The sequence below is a fragment of the Candidatus Nitrosocosmicus agrestis genome, from assembly GCF_008389435.1.
Classification (GTDB): Archaea; Thermoproteota; Nitrososphaeria; order Nitrososphaerales; family Nitrososphaeraceae; genus Nitrosocosmicus; species Nitrosocosmicus agrestis.
Map to the genome: position 1 here is coordinate 1 of NZ_VUYS01000022.1, position 22582 is coordinate 22582.

The window sequence follows — 22582 nt, forward strand, 5'->3', positions numbered from 1 at the left end:
GTAAATAAATTAGGAAGAAGGGTCAAGTTTCAATTATTACTTCTTCCATGTAAGAAGAACATAAAATCTGATATGATAAATTGGTGCAATCCATCGGTCGACTATTACAACTAGGAGTTTAAATCCCTTAACTGTATAAAGCCATTTGAACTAATGTAGATCTTTTATTAGCACATCAATGCTACAGCACTATATAGAATTGTATCTTACTAGAAATAAAACGATATTAGCCCAGCCATTTGTTATAGGAGATAAAAAAATAAAAAAAATAGAATTAAGGGAATATGAGATAGATAATTTCAGAGATAAAAGACATAAAGAATACTCCATTAAGATCTATCTTGAAACAGAGAATAATCAAATAGAAATGGATTATCTCGGTCATACTACAACTCAGTGGAATACATATGATGAAATTTCCAATTTTCTTGTCAACTATAACGGACTCACTTCCACAATTAACAGGATTCTTATCGAATTGGATGGAAAAATAAGACCACACATTGAGCATGGTTCATAAGAGACTAAACAATTGGTTAAGACTCATAATTCTAGGGAATGATTCAAGCCCTCTATTCCAGGGCTGATCAAAAACAACGATCCGTTTCGGAAACATTATCTCTTTGGCGTTTATAGGAGAATCATCTACTAGTAAGAAGAAAGGAAAACAACTCTTTGGAGCATCATCAAAGATAAAAATAATATCATTGAAGGAGATCTTATGAAGATCCAACCAATATGATACAAAAGGCATAGTTACACGCTCTCTTTTAGTAATGATAGAAATTCTAAATCCTTGTTCCATAAGACCATTTATTACTTTTGATACATCATTACTAGTTGGTGGAATATCCCTCCATCGGTTTTTCCATACGGATATAAACAATTCAGAAATCTGATTTTTACTTATAGGTAATACGTTGTGAATATGCCAATCAAAAATATCTTTCTTTCTAATGTTGGCATGGAAGACGATGTTATACTCTTCAACCCAAATTAACATTACATCTGCCAACACCGAATCAAGATCAAGAGCAATAGTTTTTTTGGGAAGCATCAACAATTAATGTATATTTTGATTAAATAAATTTTCAAAACACTAGTTTTTATATAATCACCATTAACCAACAGTTAGTTTAGCATCGGTTTTATAATTAACCGAGCTATTATGAATACCACCATTTCAAGATCATCGATATTTGTTAGATTTAAGACTCATAAGCATCAATCATGAGGACAAAGTGTTAGTTCAAAGTTTAAACATTTTATACAAACACAATCAAATCACTTATTTCAATCATAACAAATAAGATCATCAATATGGAATAATCTTGATAGGTTTTCTAATTCTCCCTTTAGTCGAAGCTTGCCCTTTTGGTCAAAACCACCTTCTTTTAAGTCTATCTCTTGAATAATTACCCATGGAAAGTACTAAACAAACAAGGAAGGCGGAATGCGAAGTATATAAATTTAGGAATCTGTTACGGTAAAGTTAATAACTAGATCAAATTTATGAATTTCATTTTTTAGGAATTAAAGATAACCGAAGAATTTGTCATATTTGGAACAATGTTTAACAATAAATAAAGTTATTAAGTGAATAATCATTTGATTATAACTATTGTTCAATTCATTGTTTAAACTCAGTGTGATTTACAAGAGTCCTGCCACTTTAGTTAAATGTAATAAGATTGATAAAATCTGAGGTTAACACAGTTCTCTGATTCTAAGGGTATAGAATCACAATATGAATGGAGAGATGACATTTTTTGGTATGACGATTGAATTTGCATTAACTAAATAACAGATCTTAATGCATTAATAACTAAACAAAAAATTGGAAAAAGGCTAAATCAAATCCAACAATGATTTTGCAGCGGTATATGCTCAACTTCAAATTTTTAAGAGGAATTGTGGATGTTGATGTCATTTTTGATACTTTCTGGATTAATAGTTATATCTTTTCCATAATGATAATTTCCTCTGTAAATATTACTTTGATTCAATAGAGTCCTATATCAGAGAATGTTCATCAGAAGAGAAGACATGGCAACTGAGGTCGGATCAGGCTCGGCATACATAGAATGCAAATATAGAAGAAAAAGACATAGGTAAAGGAAGGTAAGATAGTTTCCAATCTATTTCAAAAAGTAACCTTATCAATCATGTTCTTTTTACTCTATTGTAGAAGAGGGTTTAGGATTCCAGTTAATAACCACAAAATACAATTCAATAAAGATATATTTAATTTTGTAATAAAGACATTCAACCATAGAATGACAAAGAAAGAGATTCTAAAGATTTTTTTTATTGCCTTTATCACCGGTAATATCATGGGTATTGTAATAATCCAAATTTTTGAAACACTTACATTGATTAGTGTTATAATTCTAGAAATTTCACTTGTAATTACAATACTTTTGTTGTTTATCGCTAGTAAGGCTTGGAATAAGCACCTCGAAAAAACAAAACATGAAAGAAATAGTCAATAAGAATAAATAGTCTATAGTTTATAAGTTTTGGATCACATTTCAATTTTTCAGCAAGCATAAATTGACTAATTTGTCAATCAAGTATTATATACACAATTAATGGAAGAGCTTTCAAATCAACAGTTATTCTTGAGGTATTCTAAAATAAAAGGTTGCCCCAGAGTCTACGTTATTTTCAGCCCAAATCTTCCCACCATGAGCAATAATAATACTCTTTGAAATAAACAGTCCCAAACCTGTACCTTCAAAAGATTTAGAAGCAAATTTAGTAAAGAGTCTTGGTATTATTTCTGGATCAATACCATGCCCAGTATCCCTGATACTAGTAGTAACATAGTTATTACCATGTATGTCGTTCCCTAATTCTACAGAAATACTGATAGAACCTTTTTCAGTAAATTTAACAGAGTTACTAAGGAGATTAAAGATAACTTGAGTAATTCTGTTTTTGTCAGCAAATATAAAAACATCTTTTTGGACATAGTCAATAGATATATTTTCGAGTTGATCCGGATCACTACTAATAATTTGAGCTTTTATATCACTAATACATGAAATTATAATATCATTTAGATTGAATCGCTCTTTATTGAGTTTAAGAGATTGACTTTCAATTTTGGTGATGTCCAAGATGTCCGATGCTAATCTTCTCAATCGTTTGGCATTACGTATAATCGAACTTACTTGTTCCCTGTCAACTTTAACTTCAGTTTTCCCATCTTCAAATTGTTTTTCAAGAAAAATAGCATCACCAAGGATGGGCATGATAGGTGTACGCAGTTCATGAGCAGCTATGTTAATAAATTCCTTCTGCATTCTATCATGGATACTTAATTTTTCATTAGCTGATTCCAATAATTTATTATAATTTATCAATGAATTATTTGCATCTCTTAATTCAATTGTCCTTGCATTCACTGCTGATTCTAGCCTCTTGTTCCAAGACAATATCAAAAATGCTATCCCAAGTGCAACTGCTCCAATTATTAAAATCATCAAAGTGCTAAAATTCTTTTGATTATTGATTAGTACTCCGACTTCTGCGGCAAGTTGATGCGGTGAGCTAACAAATAAAGTCCAAAGATATTTACCACCAATAAATACAGGTTGATAGGTTATCGTAGTCTTGTTTCCACCCATTAAAATTAGATCTTCAGCTCCTGCAAATCCTTTCAAGGATCTCGCAAGAAGAGAATTATAAGGACCTCGAATTTCTTCAGGAACAAGTGATTGAAACTCCTCTCCGAGATAGTACTTTCCTATTAAAGATGGATTACTACCATAGATAATAACACCATTTTTATCCATCAATCCTACGTTACCAGCTACTTGAGGTGCTAATTCGCTCTGTAAAAATCTTCCAAGTTCATGGATTTTTATCGAAGCCACAATAACTCCCTTAAAATTATCAGCATCAGAATTATCCAATATTGGGAATGATATATATAATCGTGGAATCTTATCTATCGATTCAATGGCACTACTATAGTAACTTGCATGTGTCTCTTTAGGAATAACAAAATACTCCCTATTACTTAAATCAATATTACTATACGATTTTACGATACTAGAGTTAACATTGCTAATTGATACGATTCGCCCATTTTCATCTATCCAATAATATCCCTCCGTGAGTGATTTTGTGGAGTTTTGAACGGCATCGATTATAATTTTGGTTTCGTCGATATTACTATAATTTACTATCTTCGAAAGGATCTCCAAATTTGTAGAAACTGGATCTATAATGTGTAAGAGTGTCTTTGAAAGACCATCAGTTTCGATAATAGCATTTGATCGAATGTCACTAGATGCAATCTCACTTATCTGATCTGCTGTGAGACCAGAATAATGATAAGAAAGTATAGATAGGGATACACCTACGCCAATGACAAGTATTAATAAAAAGACATTATTCCGCGATAGTATTATGCTGAGCATTTAAAGTGATTTATTACCATTATACAGATCGGTATTTAAGATGCTAACATCGATTTAATCTTAAAAATTAAATCGTTCATATCTATTGGTTTAATTATAAAGTCTTTGACATCTATAGAGGGAAGTACTTTTGTAAACTCGTCTTTATTTATTTCAAAGGCAGTAATAAATGCAATTTTTGTGTCAGGTCGCATTTCTTTTATATTTCTATATAATTCAAATCCATTCATTCGGGGCATACGAATATCGGTGATTATTACATCATAATATCCAGACTCATGAGCCCTAAATGAATTTAATGCATCATGTCCACTAGAAAATATTTCAACTTGAAATTCGTTAGTTATCTCAAGATCTCTCTTAATAATCCTAAGAATATCTTTTTCATCATCTACGACCATAATTCTGGCCAATTTATTCTTGGAAGGATTGTTAATTTCAACTTCGGACGTCATGGATACTATTTTTACACTAATATTTAAGTAAATGAAATATATTAATTAGCATTTCTGAAGAATTAATAATACCTTTATTTAAGTGAAATAGCTACAAGTATTTAGTAATTTAATTCTAACAGTACAAGGTTTGGAAATCAAATTTTGATGTCAAAAAAAGTTGAAAAACATATCCAATCAAAAATGAAATAAATTTTGAATTACTTCTGATTAGATAATCCTACATCTAATATTGAAGATCAAATGTAGTTAGAACCTCAGGTTACAGCAGAATTTGATAATAAGTCACTGTTATTGACGAATTGCATATATATAAGTTAAACTCTAAACGAAATTAAAATTATAGATAAATGGCAAAGAATAATTTGATTAAAAAATATTAAATCGCTATATGATATCATTCTTAGTTAGAAGAATTAAGGAGGCAGATTTTGAAAATGGATTTTTTGAAACTCTTTCTAATTTAACTACAGTTGGAGATATTCGATTCAATGAGTATAGGATGGAGATAATTAATAGGATCTTAGGTGATCAAAATTATATTATCATAGTAGCTGAAGAGCAAGAAAATCACACTATAATTGGTACCGCGACTTTACTAATTGAGCAAAAATTTATTCATAACGGAGGTAGGGTTGGTCATATAGAAGATGTTGCTACGAGGGCAGGCTTTGAAGGAATTGGTGTAGGTAAGAAAATAATCCAAAAATTAATAGAAACATCTAAAGAACTACAGTGTTATAAGATAATCTTAGATTGTGATGACAAAGTAATTGGATTTTATGAAAAATTAGGGTTTAAGAAGAAAGCAGTTATGATGAGACTAGATTTATGACGCCAAATTTGGCGCAATTTATTTATAAAATGAATTCCTTGTTAATATATGGACGAAAAAGGGATAGAATTCACAAAGAACAGGCCACTTGAAAGGATCTTTAGAAATAATATAGCAAGAATAATTGATTTTTTCATCATTAATCAACAATTCCAATTTACTTCAAAGGAAATTAGTGATATTACCGAAATGCCTCTAAGATCGGTGCAAAGAATATTACCTCACTTAATTCAAACCAAGATTGTTAAAGCCAATAGATGTAATGGCAGAATCTTGGGTTACGAATTAAACAAGAATTTTCGATTGGTAGAGATCTTGAGTTCATACTCGATAGAAACAGTCAATATCTTCATAGATGAAGCAATTGATACAAACAAGAATGAAATACAACAAGTGAACAGCAAATTAATGAGTTAATTTATGGATTAATCAACGAAATCATTTAACCACAAAATATATAGAATATCGCTAAAACCTCTATCCAAGATGTCTTAAAATATACACATTGATTTGATAGAATAGATATGGAAGTCTAAATAAAGATTCATATGATTTGTTTCGAGCTTTGTACAACAAGTATTATAGTTTACTATACAGATTATTTTATAATGATTAGGATTAAGAATGCGACCTTCATGTGTCCGATAGAATTAAGTTTTTTACAACTTCAACACCGAATCATACCCTGTTAAACCACATTGGACTGTCATCATCCAAATGAGATTCTGTATATACATTGTCATATAGCCATATTAACACACATAACTTGGCTTTTGTGGTTATGGAACATATTACAATGTTTTTGGTATTCGAGTGGTGAGATTTTGTTATGCAGAATTTCCTTATATTGATAATTTAAACGAGGACATTGGATTTGATCGATTTTAAAAAATTTATTTTAGAAGCAAAATTCATCTACAGAGTCGCATTGATTGTGATATCCAGCGAACGTAATCCAATAATACTAATAGTTGTATGTTATTTGGTTACCATCATTCAAACCTATTTACCATTATTTCCTAATCCTTTGCATGCTTACACTCTTTTGGGGAAAATAGATGTAGTGAATAGTCAAATAACTCTTTTGGGAATTAAGATATGAGATACTTGCAAGTTCCTTACAAACGACAATATTCACCAGTATGTATACAGCATGGCATTAAGAATATGTTACATAAAGTAGATGTCATTACAATTTACTTCCTGGAACAGGATGGAATCAATGTCTAGAATAGTTTTCGCAATAGCAACCCTATTAACGATGACGTTGATATTCGGTTACATTAACAGCATTTCCATCGTGTTTGCTCAAAGTGAAATTGACAACAGCACTTCAACTGAAGCCGTAACCTCATCGTACGATGCCATAATTAAGGCAATTCTTATAATCTCCCAGCTCGTCATAGCAGGTTTGGCTTTTAATGAAATTTTATATATGTATTTGAAACAGAGTAGGATTACATTATTTAACAATAATGATACTTCAACATGGACAAGTCATTTTCAAGTGTCTGATCGATATTTGAATCTGATTATAATATTTTCCATCGTCATGGCAGCATCATCTACAACAATATTGCTAATCCAGGTTATTGATCTCGAAAAAGAATTAGGGATAGATATAACCACCGCTTTTAATATAATAACTTCTACTTCAGTGGGTGGGGTATGGATTACTAGGATAATTTGTTCGATAGTAATAATCTTGGCGGCGATAATTTATTATACATTGCTATTTAAAATAAAAAAAATCAAAAATAAAGAATACAAATTATCATTTACAAAAGGAAAGGGCCAAAAAGTAATTAAATATTTATTCCCAAGTTTAATTCTTTTTTCCATTTTGGTTAGCTTATACTCCAACAGTATGATAAGCCATAGTAACGCTCTATCTTCGTATTCAAAATTAGCAGTTTTTGTAGACTGGATTCATCTCACTGCTGTAGCCATATGGATTGGCGGATTATTCTATATTTACAGCATAATACTAAAAGACTGGAAAGTAAATTATGATGGTAATAGAAGTAAAAGAAAGGGAATCAGTTCTTTGGTCAGACTAGGTGAAATAAATGGCATAGATCGACAAACCATAGCGGCTAAATTCATTATGAATTTTTCATATGTTGCAATACTCTCACTGATTATAATAGGAATTACCGGCTTAATACTGGGAAGAATACATCTACAGAATATCTCTTCATTATTCCTTACTGTTTATGGAAATATTCTAATTTTAAAAATATGTCTTACATTACCCATGATAATTCTAGGAAAATATAACCAAGATAAAGTTGCGCATATGTCGAATCTGGAAATAAATCACGAGAATATCAATTTAGAAGAAAATTCTAAAGATATTGAAAACATCAGAAATTTTATCCTCAAAAAAGTCAAGAAATCTATTGGGATAGAATTATTGCTAGGCATAGCAATTGTAACGGTAGCTTCTTTTTTGTCAGTAACATCCCCCCCTTCACTTTCAACATCTAATGATAGTGATGCCTATCTGAATGTCAATCAAGAACCCATGTTAGCTTTAAGTTTTGGTGATGGCAATATGTTCACCTTGATTACAATACTGCTATCCAGCACAATAATTATAGCAGGTTTTGTCAATTTACGAAAGAACGCAAGGAAAATCAAAATAACATGGAAATAAGTTTCTTTAACAATTTATGTCATACGTAATCTCAAGATTCTATCCAAAACTTCTGTAAAAATACAGAAAAGTATAATCAGCACAAAATTTCCAAGACTTTTTGTGTTTAATTTTCAAACAACTACAATGTGAAATCCATATAATACATAAAAATATTAAAGTCGTTACAATATGATTCAAATATAATTCAAGATGATTCAGATAGATGAGCACAAAATTTTTGAAATTATTAGAGTTAAAAAACCAAAATCTGTTGCATTGAATGGTCCAGAGCCTTTATTACCAAAAATACAAAAAGTTTGTTGCAATATCGAGAAAGAATTCAATATAATTTCTTATATTATCGGCGATCGGAGCTGGGGTTCTTGTGATTTAAACACACAAGCAATGGAAATGCTTGATGCTGATCTACTATTTAATATAGGTCATACCATTAGTTTAGAAAGCTTTGGGAACAAAGTTTACATGATAAATGCCTATGATACAGTCAAGTTTGACTCGATAGCACTAAAATGTGCAAAGGAATTAGCGGGAAAATACAAAACAATCTCACTCGTTACAGACAGTCAACATCTTCATGAAATCGAACCGGTCAAAAGAATTTTTGAAGAGCAAGGATTTACCGTCGAGGTTGGAAAAGGAAAAGGGCAATTAAATGATGCACAAGTTTTTGGTTGTGAATTCCATCCAGTACATAGGATCAAAAATAGTATCGAAGCTTTTGTATTTCTTGGCCAGAGTAGATTCCATTCCATCGGGATTGCATTATCTACTGAAAAACCAACTTTTATGCTTGATCCTTATTTTGAGGAATTTATACCTATAGATAAAGAAGCTGAAATAGTCAAAAAAAGGGCAATTTTGTCAGTTTATAAGGCACTAGACGCAAGAACTATTGGAATTGTTATTGGTCTTAAAGAAGGGCAATTTGCTAAAATCAAGGCAATAGAATTTAGACGTGATTTAAACAAACTAGGAATTAATACCCAATTAATTGCAATGACAGAAATTTCCAATGAAAAACTTGAGAATTTTAAAGAAATAGACGCTTTTATACAATTGGCATGTCCACGTCTCGGAACGGATAACTTCTTTTCAAAACCAATGTTATCTGTTCCCCAGGGCCTCGCTTTGATCAAGTTACTTAAAAAAGAACCTATTGAGGAATTCTTTAGAATCCAGCATTGGTTATGAATCCAACCTAATGTTTCCATTCAAGTATAAACAGATAAAGATGAAATAAGGATATTATCGAGCGACATCCTTGTAAGAATTATATTTAATCTAATGTTAATATAAGCCAATTAATGGTAACTATATCAAAAAGGCTTTCATTGGTGATATTTTTTGTCGCGGGATTCATATTCATCGGAATAGGAATTGCCTCAATAATTGATTCAAATATTCCTAGGTATGTAGAGATATCAGAGAAGATAAACCCAAATCAATCAGGAATATTTACACCCGATATGAATGTAGGCAACATTGCAAACATTTATTTAAATGGCTCGCAGGCCACGGTTTTGGTAGTAGATCCTAACAACAAACTTATACTCAACAAGACAGATGTTTCAGGCATATTCAATCACACCATTAAGGCAGAGGTGAACGGTAAGCTTAAAATCCAAATTATCAATGATGGAGGATCAAGCCTAAATTTGAATTTAGGAGCATATTCAAAAGCAAGTCCTCTAGCATTTAGTGGTCAGATGATGCTCATCATTACTGGAATAGTTGTGATAGGTCTTGGATTGAGGACAAGAATGCAATCATAATCAGAATATTTCTGCTTTTTTATAAGATCCCAATAACTTAAAGAACTTGACTGAGGCCTTTATTGCTTGTAGAGAGTCCACAATGCTTTCTTCACTTGGATTGCCTTCAAAATCTACGAAAAAGTAATATTCCCATGGAATATCTTTCGTTGGTCTAGACTCAATTCGAGTTAGATTAATCTTTCTTAAAGCAAATTCTTTGAGTATTAAATATAGGGACCCAGGTTTATGGGCAATCGAAAATATGATGGAAATTTTATTATGGGTTTCATTGGGCTCATACAATCTTGAAATAATCAGAAAGCGAGTAAAATTATTGGAATTATCTTCAATATCCTGATCCGCTATTTTCATATCGTATATTTCAGAAGCGCGTTTACTGGCTATTGCGGCAGCTTGATATTTTGAATTTTCTTTGATAAATTTGACTGAACCAGCAGTGTCGTACATTGGAATAGCATCCAGATGTTTTGATTGAAGATATCTTCTACATTGAGCTAGAGCTTGTGGATGCGAATATACTAAAGAGATATCGTCCTCTTTCGAATTCTTATTTATAATAAGACAATGATGAATTTTTTGATAGATCTCTCCGATCACAAATAATGATTTTTCAACCAGAAGATCATATGTCTCGTTTATACTACCCTCGGTAGAGTTTTCTACAGGTACAACAGCTAAATCAATTATAGAATTTTCAACACCTTCAAATAATTCACGAAACGATCTAAAAGGAATAAATAAATTTCCTGGATCCGGAAATTTAATACTTGCAGCCGTTTCACTATATGATCCAGATTCTCCCTGAAAACCTATTCGTATAGAATTCATATTCTAAAACTGCATATCATATAATTGTGTAAATGATTGCTTGCCATAGTCAATCGAAACTTTCCTATCTTCGAAATTTCCACAAAAGTTACACTTCAATCCACCAGGAACTTTTGTAAACTCATTTCCACAGGAAAAACAAATAGTATACACCACGCCAAGATCTTTGTCTTCGAGTGATAGGTGGATAGAGGAGTTCAATAAGCTACAAACTCTTCCTCTGATAATATCCCCTACTTTGAACACATATTTTCCCTTATATCCCCTTTCACGCCAACTTGAACCATATCCTCCACTAGAAGCAGAAAAGCGTGTTGATGCAATAGCAGAAAATCCAGATTTTGAATATTTTTCATTGATATATACTATCCTCACAGAAATCATATTACCAAATAACATATCAATATATCCAACGACGATATCACCGATTTTTGGTATCATAGGAGGATTCTTTTGTTTAACATTTAATATTCTGTCTTGGAGGTTAATTGATGATCCTCCTATGGCAGATGATCGGATATCACCATCATCCACATATGTATTCTTACCCGCGTCATATTCCTCAATAACAGACAATAATTCACCAGGAATAATCTTATTAGTTTCACGAGTTTTCTTCAATTTGAATCAATCAATTTTAGAAGATTAAGGTTATAATTGTTACAATTGATTTATTTATTCTTATATAATAATTCCATCATGTCCAAAGCTTGTCGGGTCTCTTTTACATTATGGGTCCTAAGTAATGACGCTCCATTGATAGCACAGTGCATTTCCGCAATAATTGATGGGATAAGCCTCTCTTCGGCATCCAAATTAAACAAGGATTTGAGAAAGGACTTTCTTGAAATGGAAACACAAATAGGCATTCTTAAAAATTTTAATTTTTGAAAATTGGATATAATTTCCATATCCCGAACGTACCAATCTAATCCTTTTATTCTAGAATAAAATGGATTATTTCCAGTATTCCTAAAAAAACCGATAGAAGGATCAATTATTAGATTTTCGGTTTTTATATTAAATGCTTGAGCTATCCTGATGCTAGATCCTATTAGAGACAAAGTATCATGTATGTCCCCAAATATCGAGTATTGTTCAGTTTCGGAAGCATATGAACAGATAATAACTGGTAAATTATTCTCAAATGCAAGTTTTGGCATTTTTTTATCATATTTTAGTCCAGTGACATCGTTTATGGCATTAATGTCTAGGTTCAATAATCCCCGAACAACAGATGACCTCATTGTGTCTACTGAAATAGGAATATCACTAATTTGTCTAATAGCTGATATGGCCTCAAACAAGCGTTTTTGCTCCACATCTGCTGGAATCAATGTGTTTAGATAGGGAGCGGTAGACATTCCTCCGACGTCGATAATATCAACTCCAGAATTCTCCATTTCAATCACAGTATCCTGAATTTCATTTTCTTTTAGTTTAATTGAATTCCTATAGAATGACTCGGGGCTCAAATTAACAATTCCCATTATCTTTACATTCTTTTCATCATAAGTAATGGAGGTCTTGCCTATTGTTGCCAACAAACATGAGTACAAAATTAGTTTTAAAAACGTTAATGAATTTAATGATATATGGTTGTAAATTAATCAAATATAAAATATAACTTTTAGTTAACGATTTATAGTTCTCCAATATGGTATTCGACAAAAAGATCCAGCTATTTCCATACACGTTTGGTTTACAATTCTTTGACCTGAAAGGAAAGCATCATACTTTCAATTCTATCCTCTATACTACATCTTTCTCCTTTCTTTTTTCTAGGTTACTTTTCCTCTCCCTCTCTTTCTCTCTTCCCCCTTCTTCTGCTACTCTGCCTCTTTACCAAGTTTTTCTCTAGAATAGTGAATATGGTAGTAATCTATTTTAGAATTCGGCGTGCCTTTGGATACCAAGAACCACCACGTCCATTCTTAGAAACTGAATGCTTTTATGGGTCTTGACGAGGTCTGATAGAAAACTCTGGACAACAAACATGTTTTTTCTCTTTTTAGGTTTTTTAGCAAAAGTAGTGCAAGGTTCCACTTATTTTCTGATTCTATTGATAGCTATCTATAGCCGTATATATGACGAATCAACATGAGTAAAGTCTCGTCTAATATAAACACTGATATCTTTCTTTTTATATCCCAAAAAACTGGTCTTTGTACTTTTGTTGAATCCAGTTTTAGTGCGACATATTTCGTTTAATAAAACAGGTTGTTATCTTTCAGATGTTTTTCTCAAAGATGGGGCTGAAAAGGTACAAACAAAGACTTGATACATATGTACTTTTGATACGTTATGTTTATAGTATCCACAATTGGAATACCGTGTTTCTTCGAGCTATAGGTTTATCGTTAAATTAGCAGGACCGATCTTTGTACTGATAGTACAAAATTAGTTTTTAGCCGCTTAAGGGTTATAGATAAAAATAGGATATAAGGTTATTTGTTTTGAAAAAACTTTGAAATAATAGGCATAGCTTTTTCCGTAACTAAATAATCAAAGTCATCTGTTTCTGGATCCAAGGTGAAGATTAACAAAAACTCCAATCTATTTTTTTGATTGGTAACTGGTATAGTGATTCTCAGAATTTTTTCGTACAAAGAACAGGTATAGTATAGCTTTCCTAATAAATCCTGCCACCTTAATCTGGTATATTGCCTAGTTGAGGCTGTAATGGCATACTGTTCTGTTTCTTCGTCGTTTAACAAAGGGACTATATCTTTTCTTTCAGCAGTAGTAAGCATCATACCATGTTTATCTGCAACACCTACAAATCGTATCCTAGAATCAATTCCGACTAGATTATCACAAAGGCTCCTGAATTCAGCAACATGTTTCTCCATGACTATTGTTACTGGTATATAGACATGGCATTATTTTAATATTTTTCATAAAGAATCTCTCCATTTAACTCTATTCGTATAATCCTAGATGCCGGAATTTTCTGAAAATTCTCTGAAAGGACAATGAATTCATCCAATGAGACTTTCTTGTGGTTTTCAAAATCTCTGAATGTCAACTTGTACAGTTTAGGGTTATCAGCATACAAGGCCCTACTAAAGATCTCTTCTATTTTACCTTTTCCAACCATTATTTTAAAACTCAAAGTAAATAGGCTTGTCAGAGTATGATAAATTTTTTTGATACTGCACATGGTCTTGTCGATTTATTTACTATTCTTAAAGTATAACATGGACATCAAAACAGACCTTTATGATTGCAGAAACATCTAAAATACAATAAAGCGAATATACTCCTTATTTAATTAAATAGCAACAGGTTATTTGGCACCTGTCATCTAGGTTATTGCACAAGCATAAAAAACCGGATAACTATGTCACAAATTCAAAAGATTTAATATTCAACTTTGAAGAAAGATAACAGGCACACCTAGTATGACTCATTGTATAGCAATTCATTCTTATAAGGGGGGCACTGGCAAGACAACAATCGCTGCGAATGCAGCAGCATTACTTGTTATGATGGGTAAGCGAGTTGCTATACTAGATCTAGATGTATATGCCCCAAGCTTGCATAATTATTTTAAGATTAATCCAAAAAAATGGATTAACGATTTTTTGGATAATAATGCAGACATTGATGAAGCTATTGTAGATCTTACAGATACTCACCTTCCTCAATTAAGAGAAAAATCTCATTCAGAAGGCAGATTGTTTACAGGATTTTCTAATCCTAGCAGAGACGCCATATTCAAATTTGAGATGGGTAACGGCACAGACTATTGGAAAAAACAATTTAGAAAACTGGTTTTTCTCAGAGAACAGATAATCACCAAGCTTGACACAGATTTTATAATCATTGACACCAGCCCGGGAATTAGACATTGGTCAATTAATGCACTCTCAATAGCAGACAAGTTGATTCTTACAATGAAAATGGATGATCTAGATATAGAAGGAACTAAGAAACTCTTATTTGAGATTTATACAACGTTTGTCAGATTTGGCGCCATTTCATATATATTGCTTAATAGAGTATCAGGCTATTGCATTCCAGGTACTACTATGGATTCAGGTATGGAAAAAAATCAAGATCATAGGATGGTATTGGAGGAATTACACAAAGAGACTGGAGCTAATTCGTTAACTCCTTTGCCATGTTATTGCGATATACAGTTCAGTCCAAGGGAATTTCTAACGGTAATCAATAACCCCACCCATCCATTTTCACTAAAGCTAAAAAATATAATCAATGAAATGATAAACAATCAATAAGATTCACTACTATTAATTTTAAATTAGAGAAGAATGCATTTGAGTGTAATAGCATGAGTAAGAAGAAAAAAAACGCGGATAATGATGGTATCAAGAAAGATTCGATGAGCAAAGATAAGAGCAATGAGAATAGCTATTTTGCACGTGGAAGAAAGAAAAGAAAACAATATTTGAAGATTATAATTCCCAGTATTGTAGCAGTAATTATAGTTGGTATAGTATTGGCCATTCTCTTTCCAAGCGAGAACGTGGCAGCTAAATATGGCGCTTTAGGATCCGCACATGATCACGGTGCATTATTAATTAGCCTAAATGGTACGGACTTGGACCTTGCGCAGCAGAAATACATGGTTAGATCAAATTACATTCATGTAGAGAGTTATAACGGTACTCTTGATGGTAATACTATTCATAAGCATTCGATTAATGCACCATTGGGAGAATTCCTTAAAAGCCTAAGAATGGACATTTCAAATGGTTGTTTTATAACGGATACTAATCAGCGCTACTGTGATAACCCTGTTGATAAACTTAGCTTTTATGTAAATGGCAACAAGACAGATGATATTATGAACTATGTCTTAAACGATGGTGATAGGATGTTAATAACTTATGGAAAACAAAATTCAACAGAACTTGATAGAGAGTTCCAAAAACTAAATGAATTGCCAATAAACAGAAAATAAGATTGTAAACCTCACATCTTAGAGCACTTCAATGGGCAATTGCGGGTTATTTCCCCATTCATCCCATGAACCAGGGTACATTTTTACATTTTTGTATCCAAGATTTTTTAATACAATAATGTATTAGAAGTTCGACATCCCCCTTGACAATTAGTAATTATCCCGGTTTGTTTGGGTATGAAAAAATACAGTTCCTTTAGTTCACTAAAGTTTAAAAACTTTTTTGCAGGTTACGGACCCATCAATGTTTATTGATGTAGGAACATGTCCTCTATGATTTGCATGGGCTATACGACCACTATATTCAGCTTCGGATCTACAGTCAATAATAATAACCTCTTTTTCCCTCTTGATGCAATTAGCACATAATTAAAATTGGCTAAAACGCTATAATCTATAGTAAATTTGAATTTTTTATATTTAAATCGATTAGTAGATAAATCGATAGGTTAATCGAGATTCAATCAGTGCTTATTTTATCAGTCCAACATATATGCCCTTTTGAGGAAAAAAATATGTCAATAGTCAAACTCCACGAAAAGTAGAAGGTCCAGAAATCTTGTCGCAAAATACCACAGGATCAGACAAATCAACACCAATACAGTTTAATAACATATTCATGTGTCTATTGAATTGCAGGATTCCTTTTCGTGGTGTATCAATCTAATGAAATTGCATCAAATCAATATTAATTGCGCCTGATAAATGACCAAGCAAATAATCTTGAAAAGAGAGTATCGACGATTAGTAATTTAGGAGTCTCTACATATTGTATCTACTAAAGATTCAGCACTCATTGTAAAGCTCAAAGATGTAAATAATCAATGGTCAATAATTAAGAATTCTGTCACCTCCATTGAATTGAAAAAGTTTTTAATAAAAAGTATAAGAGTACATAGTAGGGCAAGATATGACTAAGAAAACAGCGAAGACTAAAACTGATGATAATGGACTCCCCGAATGGGCAGACAATGAATTGAAAAATGCAAACTTCCAAGAGCTAGATAGTATAAATCGAACAGGTTATTTTCTTGATATTAATTCACAAAACAATAAAGCTGACATTCAACTATACGAATCTTTGCCGGATGGAAGAACAATTGTTGAAGAAATAGAGTTGACAGACAATATAAAAACATCAAAATTAATGAAAGGATTTGTATATGAGTTTAAAATTAAGATCTCTAATGCAAAATTAAGTGATCAACTGCGGGAATTGTTGAAAACAAAGTACCAAATTGACATGGATGAGATTTTCAAATTCGATTTAGAAGGTGCACAAATGATGGATGTGGAATCGGACTACAGTCCAAGTACCAAAGAAGGGGATGAGGAGGAAGATGTTTAGGACAAAATTCAATTTTGTAATTTACGGAATTGGCGTTCGATTATAAAATTAACAATTGAGGGGAAAAAAAATTTGAAAGGCAACGCCAACCCCGCAATTGCAGGTACATACACTTGAAAAGAGCCCGACATCAAAGACTTTAGTATCGCTTTTGAGACCTGTTCAGGCTTTAATACATATTTCATTGGAATTTTATAATTAAAAGACTCGTTGTTAAAGAAATTAGTCTTCACCCCAATAGGGTTGACGACAGACACTTTTATACTTGTTTTCTTTAATTCTTGATTTAATGATTCAGAAAAACCCAGCATTGCGAATTTAGAACCACAGTAAGCGGCCATACCAGGTATGCCAAAGCTAGCAGCCAGAGATGCTACATTAATTATATGTCCACTATTTCGCTTAATCATGCAATCCAGAAAAACTTTTGTAAAATATATCATACCAAAGTAATTAGTATAGGTGATTTTTTCTATTTCCTCAATAGAGGTTTTTTCTACACTATTAAAGATACCAATGCCTGCATTATTAATTAGGCAGTCAATATAGCCAAACCGCTTGAGTATTTTGTCACCTAAATGCTTAACATCTTCCTTGTTAGATACATCACAAGACATAGTAATAACCTCAACGTCTTTTCTCTTGACTTCTTCAGAACATTTATCTAGACGATACTGATCTCTTGCAACCAAAATTAGCGATTTAATTGGATATTGAGACAAGTCATTTGTAATACACTTACCTATTCCACTTGAGGCACCAGTGACTACAAAGATCTTATTTTTGAGTAGACTGTGTAGAGCATCCATTCATAATAAGTATCATTATATTTATTTAAAATATAACTAGTAATAAGAAATCCAGACTTTTTTATGAAGTAGTTGAAGTTGATGAAGAGGAGGTGGAGGAGGAGGAGGAGTAATTGATCTTTAAAGTTAATCTCATTAATGCAATCCACATAATTACAAGTGGAATATAATAAGAAGCAATTCTCCATGCAATTATAACGTTTAATTGATCTGTATCATGCATTATATTCCCAATTTGTGAAACATCGTTAAGGTGATTGATATAGCCCCATAATCCCCATTCAGCTAGTCCAGAACCACCAATTGTAATTGGTAGTGTACCTAAGATTGTGGATGACGATGTAGCCATAAACGAGAGGAACAAACCTATAGTGGTGTCAACCGAGTGCGTCAAAACCAGAAAAGAAAATCCATGAAAAACAAATGCGATTAACGTAATCGCTATTCCTACCGAAAATATTTTCACAGATTTTAGCGACCCAAAGTTTTCCCTACTCATTACACACAAGTCATCTAAGGCCTTATTAACAGAGTTAATTCCACGTTTGGCTTTATCTTCAGAAACAAATTTCCTTGTCAGATTATAAGAGAATGCAGGTAATTGAATATTTTTCTTTGCAGAATAAGCCAGTATGAAAAACCAAAACCCAAATGTCGGGGTAGCAATAGATATGACAATCAAACCAATTAGTAAAGATCCATTAAATATTGCTATGAAGCCCGCTATAAAGGCTAAAATGGTCCCTACGAACACATCGGCTATAATTTCCATCGTTGTTACCCAAGCAGCTCTTCCTGCGGGAACACCACTTTTAGTTAAAAAGGCTATTCGAACAAGTTCTCCCCCGATATATGAAGGAGTTGTTTGTGTGACAAATTCACCTGCCAAGCGAGCATATATAATTTTCCAGAATGAACTAACATTCTTACCAATAAATTTTCTAACAAAATAATAAAATCTAACTGCTTGAAGAAAGATCCTCGCCATAGTGGCGATAAATGAAATCAAAAATGGAATTATACCTACAGACAAAACATCGTTAAGGGAAACGGGAGTAAATAGAAAAATGAGCAACATTGGTATAACACTTACCGTTATGAAAATCACCCGCCAATTCAAGGTATAACAAGTAATTCAAAAGAAGGAATATAATAATCATACAAATATAACAATAAAATTAGAATAAAGTATAAAATGTACGATAATGTATGCTATTTTCGTTACTGGAACTGCAGGCTCAGGCAAATCACTTCTAACCGCTAGATTATTAGAATGGTATCATAGCCATGATGTTTCACCAATTTCCGTCAATCTGGATCCTGGTGTATCCAAATTACAATATGATCCGGATGTAGACGTCAGAGAATTAATTGATTACTATTCTATTATGGAAGATTATAATTTAGGACCAAATGGTTCGCTCATTCTAGCAAATGATCTGATATCAACAAAAATAGGCGAAATTCAAGACAGAGTTCAAGAATTAAATCCAGACTATGTTATAGTCGATACGCCCGGTCAAATAGAATTATTTGCATTCAGATCTAGCGGACCGTATTTTATCTCGAATTTTTACTCAGACATCAAAGTTGCTTTGTTTACTATGGATGGAACATTGGCTACCTCTCCAATAAGCTTTGTTTCGCTAATGTTTTTGTCACAATCAATTAAATTACGTTTGAACATCCCTCAAATTAACGTACTAACTAAAAGAGATAAAATTATTGAAAAGTTGCCCGAAATATTAAGATGGTCTAACTCGATTATCTCTCTTCAACAATCTTTAGATTTGGAAAAGGAAATTGAACAATCATTGATAAGTAAGGATTTAATCCGAACACTTTACAAGAGTGGAAATATGATATCCCCCATTGCAGTGTCAAATATGACCATGAATGGAATGATAAATTTATCTGCAGCATTATCAAGGATACTAACTCATGGAGAAAAGGAGTAGACAACAAGTGAAATTGAATCAGAACGGAAATGAGTCAAATTATGAAGAATGTACCGCTAGTGCGTCTGCTTCTACAGCAAATTTGGGTCCGGGGTATGATATATTTGGATTGGGTTTGGACGTATTAGAAGACATCGTTACTGTGAAAATCAAAAAAAGAGCGGTAAAAAGTAAAAATAATTTAAAAATAATAATCAAAGGTGATGAAGCTGAAAGTATTCCAAAAAAACCCGAAGCGAATACTTCAGGATTAGTAGCAAAAAAAATGATTGCAGAATATAACCTTTATAATTACAACTTTCTAATAGAAATTGAAAAAAATATTCCCGCAGGTTATGGGATGGGAAGCAGTGCCGCATCAGCGGTAGCAACAGCAGTCTCAATAGATTCTTTGTTTGAGTTCAATCTTGATCAAATAAAGTTAATGGAATATTCTGCCGAAGGGGAATTGGCCAGTGCAGGGGTAAAGCACTATGACAACATTTCAGGTGCACATTTTGGAAACTTCGTCATTGTAAAGACATATCCAAAGCTAGATTTCATTAATATTAAATCACCCAAGGAATTGATCTTGGTTGTTTGCGTTCCTACAATCAATGTTCCTAAGAAAAAAACAGAAATTTCACGTGCAGTTCTTCCCAAAAAGATACCATTACAAAATATAGTTTATAATATGTCCAATGCATGTTCTTTAGTTGCAGGATTTTACAAGGGTGATGTACAGATGATTTGCGATAGTATTAATGACTGCATAATAGAACCATACAGAAAAAAGATGATTCCAGGTTATGATATTATCAAAAATGCATGTTTACAAGAAGGTGCAATGGCGTTCACAATAAGCGGAGCTGGGCCATCCACCATCGCATTCATGAATACAAAGAAAACAGCACTTCATATATCAAAAGTGATGAGAGAAGAGCATGAAAAGTTAGGCATAGGGTGCAAAACTTTCTTAACAAAACCTAGCTCTGGTTCAAGAATACTTTCTTTAAAATAAAAGGGTTAAATCATTATTTCTTTGAACTTTTGTTAAGAAATGCAGACATCATGGTATGTCGATCTTCATGAGCAAAGCAAAGTGCCCAACCATATATTTCTAGCCGTAGCCCCGTATCTATATCGGCATCCATACCCTTATTAATTAACATTTTACTAATTTTTACAGCATTAAAGCTATTTCTTGTAATCTCTTTGGCAAAATTTATTGAATAGTCCAAAAGTTTTCGATTTAGTAGTTTCGAAAGAGCAATATTTCTTTCCTTTTCATTATTTTCATCAACAGAAGAATTCAAGTTTGATTTTTCCTCGTCAGTCAAAGAAATCACATTATTAACCAAACCAATATCTGCCGCTTCATGTGAAGAGATCATCTTTCCAGTAAAAATCATTTCTTTTGCTTTTGCAGGTCCTACTACTCTCAATAATCGCTGTGTTCCTCCCCATCCAGGCGGGATACCAATAGTAGCTTCAGGTTGACCAATTTTTGCGTTTTCGGAAGCGAATCTAATATCACAAACCAGAGAAAGCTCACACCCTCCACCTAACGCAAAACCGTTTATTGCAGCGATTACGGGTTTTTCCATTTTCTCAATCTTGTTTAACATATTTTGAGCAGATGATGCATATCTTTCGGCAGTTACTGCATCAATATTGACCATATACGAAATATCAGCACCTGCACAGAATGAACGTTCCCCTGCTCCGGTTATTATCAATACTTTAATTCCCTCGTCGGCAGAAATTATGTCTATTGCACGGCTCAATTCAGATATTACATCAAGGTTCATTGCATTTAGAGCCTCAGGCCGATTAATTTTAAGAACTGCAATATCGCTGGATAAATCTATTTGAACATACTTCATCGAAGACATAAACAGAGTTTTATAGTCCTTTAAATTAAATCTTATTAAATTCTACTCCATAGAGTCATATTCGTCTTTGATTTCATCGCCTTTCTGTAAGAATTCTCTTCTAGCATTATTCATAAGTTTGAATAAGGATTCGAGTGATTTGATGTCAACACTAGGACTATTAGGATTCTTCATTTCCCTGAGCTCTTTTGTAAATTTTTTTGCAATATCATATAGGTTTATCTTCTCTGCAAGGCTAATGAATTCCTCCTTTTCAAAAGGTTTTGGTAGTACTTCAGGAACACTTTTTAAGGTGGATACATACTCAACGAATGCTTTTTTTGGCCATGCAGAGGCAAACATTATTCTTTGATCATTTTTTAATTCCAAGATCTCTTTGGCAATAAGTAATCCGTTCTGATGCGCTGCCGCTACATTCTTGGAGGGTAGATCATAATCCAGCACAACTAAATCGAACGAACCATTGTAAGGTTCATATTCATCATTAGTTTTTTGGATGGATTTCTCATATTCTTGAATTCCATCTTCATAATTTTTCGCAATAGTGTAATCATGTCTATTTTCTTCCAACCATATAGAATATAATTGACAAATGTCATCGTCATCTTCGATGATTAGAATATTCAAGATAACCCAGTTGAACCGAACAAATAATAAAATTTTACTATTTTCGTTTTA

The 22582-nt window shown here is 32.6% G+C and carries 25 protein-coding genes; 12 read left to right on the plus strand and 13 right to left on the minus strand.

The features are described 5' to 3' along the window. The first annotated feature begins 178 nt into the window (after window positions 1-178). A complete protein-coding gene (locus F1Z66_RS12820) occupies window positions 179-520 on the plus strand; it encodes a hypothetical protein (protein ID WP_149864026.1) in 342 nt (113 codons plus the stop codon). Here F1Z66_RS12820 and F1Z66_RS12825 read toward each other — a convergent pair. The 3 genes from F1Z66_RS12825 to F1Z66_RS12835 all read right to left on the minus strand — a co-directional run bounded on the left by F1Z66_RS12825 (window position 515) and on the right by F1Z66_RS12835 (window position 4885). Next, window positions 515-1057 (minus strand): 5' nucleotidase, NT5C type, encoded by a 543-nt coding sequence (locus F1Z66_RS12825; protein ID WP_149864027.1) that lies wholly within the window; start codon window positions 1055-1057, stop codon window positions 515-517. The two genes, F1Z66_RS12820 and F1Z66_RS12825, sit on opposite strands and share 6 nt — an antisense overlap. Before the next feature lie 1558 nt (window positions 1058-2615). Beyond that, window positions 2616-4430: a sensor histidine kinase gene (locus F1Z66_RS12830; RefSeq protein ID WP_149864028.1), complete on the minus strand. Its 1815-nt coding sequence runs from the start codon at window positions 4428-4430 to the stop codon at window positions 2616-2618. Between the two features lie 35 nt (window positions 4431-4465). Further along, on the minus strand, window positions 4466-4885 hold the full coding sequence (locus tag F1Z66_RS12835) for a response regulator (protein ID WP_149864029.1): 420 nt from the start codon (window positions 4883-4885) through the stop codon (window positions 4466-4468). 391 nt (window positions 4886-5276) lie between these two features. On the opposite strand from F1Z66_RS12835, the gene F1Z66_RS12840 reads away from it, so the two are divergent. The 6 genes from F1Z66_RS12840 to F1Z66_RS12865 all read left to right on the plus strand — a co-directional run bounded on the left by F1Z66_RS12840 (window position 5277) and on the right by F1Z66_RS12865 (window position 10154). Beyond that, window positions 5277-5720 (plus strand): GNAT family N-acetyltransferase, encoded by a 444-nt coding sequence (locus tag F1Z66_RS12840; protein WP_149864030.1) that lies wholly within the window; start codon window positions 5277-5279, stop codon window positions 5718-5720. Window positions 5721-5768: 48 nt separating this feature from the next. Further along, complete coding sequence (locus tag F1Z66_RS12845) at window positions 5769-6137, plus strand: hypothetical protein (RefSeq protein WP_149864031.1); 369 nt, start codon at window positions 5769-5771, stop codon at window positions 6135-6137. 457 nt (window positions 6138-6594) lie between these two features. Then, on the plus strand, window positions 6595-6822 hold the full coding sequence (locus tag F1Z66_RS12850; protein WP_149864032.1) for a hypothetical protein: 228 nt from the start codon (window positions 6595-6597) through the stop codon (window positions 6820-6822). A 120-nt stretch (window positions 6823-6942) separates the two neighbouring features. Then, window positions 6943-8379, plus strand: a complete 1437-nt coding sequence (locus tag F1Z66_RS12855) for a copper resistance D family protein (protein WP_159357594.1) — start codon at window positions 6943-6945, stop codon at window positions 8377-8379. A 192-nt stretch (window positions 8380-8571) separates the two neighbouring features. Continuing rightward, complete coding sequence (locus tag F1Z66_RS12860) at window positions 8572-9573, plus strand: diphthamide synthesis protein (RefSeq protein ID WP_149864034.1); 1002 nt, start codon at window positions 8572-8574, stop codon at window positions 9571-9573. 113 nt (window positions 9574-9686) lie between these two features. Further along, the gene (locus tag F1Z66_RS12865; protein ID WP_149864035.1) at window positions 9687-10154 is read left to right on the plus strand and encodes a hypothetical protein; all 468 of its coding nucleotides are present in this window, start codon (window positions 9687-9689) and stop codon (window positions 10152-10154) included. Here F1Z66_RS12865 and pheA read toward each other — a convergent pair whose 3' ends face one another. The 5 genes from pheA to F1Z66_RS12890 all read right to left on the minus strand — a co-directional run bounded on the left by pheA (window position 10155) and on the right by F1Z66_RS12890 (window position 14085). After that, entirely contained in the window at window positions 10155-10985 is an 831-nt protein-coding gene (gene pheA, locus F1Z66_RS12870) for a prephenate dehydratase (protein WP_149864036.1), read from the minus strand. Between the two features lie 3 nt (window positions 10986-10988). Then, window positions 10989-11606 (minus strand): exosome complex RNA-binding protein Csl4, encoded by a 618-nt coding sequence (locus tag F1Z66_RS12875; protein WP_149864037.1) that lies wholly within the window; start codon window positions 11604-11606, stop codon window positions 10989-10991. A gap of 50 nt (window positions 11607-11656) precedes the next feature. Then, window positions 11657-12532: a dihydropteroate synthase gene (gene folP, locus F1Z66_RS12880; RefSeq protein WP_149864038.1), complete on the minus strand. Its 876-nt coding sequence runs from the start codon at window positions 12530-12532 to the stop codon at window positions 11657-11659. Window positions 12533-13432: 900 nt separating this feature from the next. After that, complete coding sequence (locus tag F1Z66_RS12885; RefSeq protein ID WP_149864039.1) at window positions 13433-13837, minus strand: hypothetical protein; 405 nt, start codon at window positions 13835-13837, stop codon at window positions 13433-13435. Window positions 13838-13872: 35 nt separating this feature from the next. Then, on the minus strand, window positions 13873-14085 hold the full coding sequence (locus F1Z66_RS12890; RefSeq protein WP_149864040.1) for a DUF504 domain-containing protein: 213 nt from the start codon (window positions 14083-14085) through the stop codon (window positions 13873-13875). Between the two features lie 304 nt (window positions 14086-14389). On the opposite strand from F1Z66_RS12890, the gene F1Z66_RS12895 reads away from it, so the two are divergent. Continuing rightward, window positions 14390-15229, plus strand: a complete 840-nt coding sequence (locus F1Z66_RS12895) for a ParA family protein (protein WP_149864041.1) — start codon at window positions 14390-14392, stop codon at window positions 15227-15229. A gap of 53 nt (window positions 15230-15282) precedes the next feature. Continuing rightward, window positions 15283-15915 carry a hypothetical protein gene (locus F1Z66_RS12900; protein ID WP_149864042.1) on the plus strand — a complete coding sequence of 211 codons (633 nt, stop codon included), beginning with the start codon at window positions 15283-15285 and terminating at the stop codon, window positions 15913-15915. Window positions 15916-16119: 204 nt separating this feature from the next. Here the strand turns inward: F1Z66_RS12900 and F1Z66_RS16475 are convergent, their stop codons facing one another. Then, complete coding sequence (locus F1Z66_RS16475; protein ID WP_149864081.1) at window positions 16120-16269, minus strand: rhodanese-like domain-containing protein; 150 nt, start codon at window positions 16267-16269, stop codon at window positions 16120-16122. Between the two features lie 556 nt (window positions 16270-16825). Between F1Z66_RS16475 and F1Z66_RS12910 the strand changes: the two genes are divergently transcribed. Then, window positions 16826-17263 (plus strand): hypothetical protein, encoded by a 438-nt coding sequence (locus tag F1Z66_RS12910; RefSeq protein ID WP_149864043.1) that lies wholly within the window; start codon window positions 16826-16828, stop codon window positions 17261-17263. 8 nt (window positions 17264-17271) lie between these two features. On the opposite strand, the gene F1Z66_RS12915 is transcribed toward F1Z66_RS12910, so the two are convergent. Further along, on the minus strand, window positions 17272-18072 hold the full coding sequence (locus tag F1Z66_RS12915; protein WP_149864044.1) for an SDR family NAD(P)-dependent oxidoreductase: 801 nt from the start codon (window positions 18070-18072) through the stop codon (window positions 17272-17274). A 61-nt stretch (window positions 18073-18133) separates the two neighbouring features. Then, window positions 18134-19180: a lysylphosphatidylglycerol synthase transmembrane domain-containing protein gene (locus F1Z66_RS12920; protein WP_255437926.1), complete on the minus strand. Its 1047-nt coding sequence runs from the start codon at window positions 19178-19180 to the stop codon at window positions 18134-18136. A 97-nt stretch (window positions 19181-19277) separates the two neighbouring features. On the opposite strand from F1Z66_RS12920, the gene F1Z66_RS12925 reads away from it, so the two are divergent. Further along, window positions 19278-20030 carry an ATP/GTP-binding protein gene (locus F1Z66_RS12925; RefSeq protein ID WP_149864046.1) on the plus strand — a complete coding sequence of 251 codons (753 nt, stop codon included), beginning with the start codon at window positions 19278-19280 and terminating at the stop codon, window positions 20028-20030. Window positions 20031-20037: 7 nt separating this feature from the next. Further along, complete coding sequence (locus F1Z66_RS12930; protein ID WP_159357593.1) at window positions 20038-21030, plus strand: homoserine kinase; 993 nt, start codon at window positions 20038-20040, stop codon at window positions 21028-21030. Between the two features lie 13 nt (window positions 21031-21043). Here the strand turns inward: F1Z66_RS12930 and F1Z66_RS12935 are convergent, their stop codons facing one another. Further along, window positions 21044-21904 carry an enoyl-CoA hydratase/isomerase family protein gene (locus tag F1Z66_RS12935; RefSeq protein ID WP_230207562.1) on the minus strand — a complete coding sequence of 287 codons (861 nt, stop codon included), beginning with the start codon at window positions 21902-21904 and terminating at the stop codon, window positions 21044-21046. A 42-nt stretch (window positions 21905-21946) separates the two neighbouring features. Then, window positions 21947-22531, minus strand: coding sequence for a response regulator (locus tag F1Z66_RS12940; RefSeq protein ID WP_159357592.1), 585 nt, complete (start codon window positions 22529-22531; stop codon window positions 21947-21949). Window positions 22532-22582: the final 51 nt, after the last annotated feature.

Coding starts and splice junctions, on each gene's coding strand:
- F1Z66_RS12865 (WP_149864035.1), top strand. CDS start 9,687: ATGGTAACTATATCAAAAAGGCTTTCATTGGTGATATTTTTTGTCGCG.
- F1Z66_RS12860 (WP_149864034.1), top strand. CDS start 8,572: ATGATTCAGATAGATGAGCACAAAATTTTTGAAATTATTAGAGTTAAA.
- F1Z66_RS12890 (WP_149864040.1), bottom strand. CDS start 14,085: ATGGTTGGAAAAGGTAAAATAGAAGAGATCTTTAGTAGGGCCTTGTAT.
- F1Z66_RS12830 (WP_149864028.1), bottom strand. CDS start 4,430: ATGCTCAGCATAATACTATCGCGGAATAATGTCTTTTTATTAATACTT.
- pheA (WP_149864036.1), bottom strand. CDS start 10,985: ATGAATTCTATACGAATAGGTTTTCAGGGAGAATCTGGATCATATAGT.
- F1Z66_RS12825 (WP_149864027.1), bottom strand. CDS start 1,057: ATGCTTCCCAAAAAAACTATTGCTCTTGATCTTGATTCGGTGTTGGCA.
- F1Z66_RS12910 (WP_149864043.1), top strand. CDS start 16,826: ATGACTAAGAAAACAGCGAAGACTAAAACTGATGATAATGGACTCCCC.
- F1Z66_RS12915 (WP_149864044.1), bottom strand. CDS start 18,072: ATGGATGCTCTACACAGTCTACTCAAAAATAAGATCTTTGTAGTCACT.
- F1Z66_RS12840 (WP_149864030.1), top strand. CDS start 5,277: ATGATATCATTCTTAGTTAGAAGAATTAAGGAGGCAGATTTTGAAAAT.
- F1Z66_RS12820 (WP_149864026.1), top strand. CDS start 179: ATGCTACAGCACTATATAGAATTGTATCTTACTAGAAATAAAACGATA.
- F1Z66_RS12855 (WP_159357594.1), top strand. CDS start 6,943: ATGTCTAGAATAGTTTTCGCAATAGCAACCCTATTAACGATGACGTTG.
- F1Z66_RS12845 (WP_149864031.1), top strand. CDS start 5,769: ATGGACGAAAAAGGGATAGAATTCACAAAGAACAGGCCACTTGAAAGG.
- F1Z66_RS12885 (WP_149864039.1), bottom strand. CDS start 13,837: ATGGAGAAACATGTTGCTGAATTCAGGAGCCTTTGTGATAATCTAGTC.
- F1Z66_RS12835 (WP_149864029.1), bottom strand. CDS start 4,885: ATGACGTCCGAAGTTGAAATTAACAATCCTTCCAAGAATAAATTGGCC.
- F1Z66_RS12900 (WP_149864042.1), top strand. CDS start 15,283: ATGAGTAAGAAGAAAAAAAACGCGGATAATGATGGTATCAAGAAAGAT.
- F1Z66_RS12935 (WP_230207562.1), bottom strand. CDS start 21,904: ATGTCTTCGATGAAGTATGTTCAAATAGATTTATCCAGCGATATTGCA.
- F1Z66_RS12925 (WP_149864046.1), top strand. CDS start 19,278: ATGTATGCTATTTTCGTTACTGGAACTGCAGGCTCAGGCAAATCACTT.
- F1Z66_RS12895 (WP_149864041.1), top strand. CDS start 14,390: ATGACTCATTGTATAGCAATTCATTCTTATAAGGGGGGCACTGGCAAG.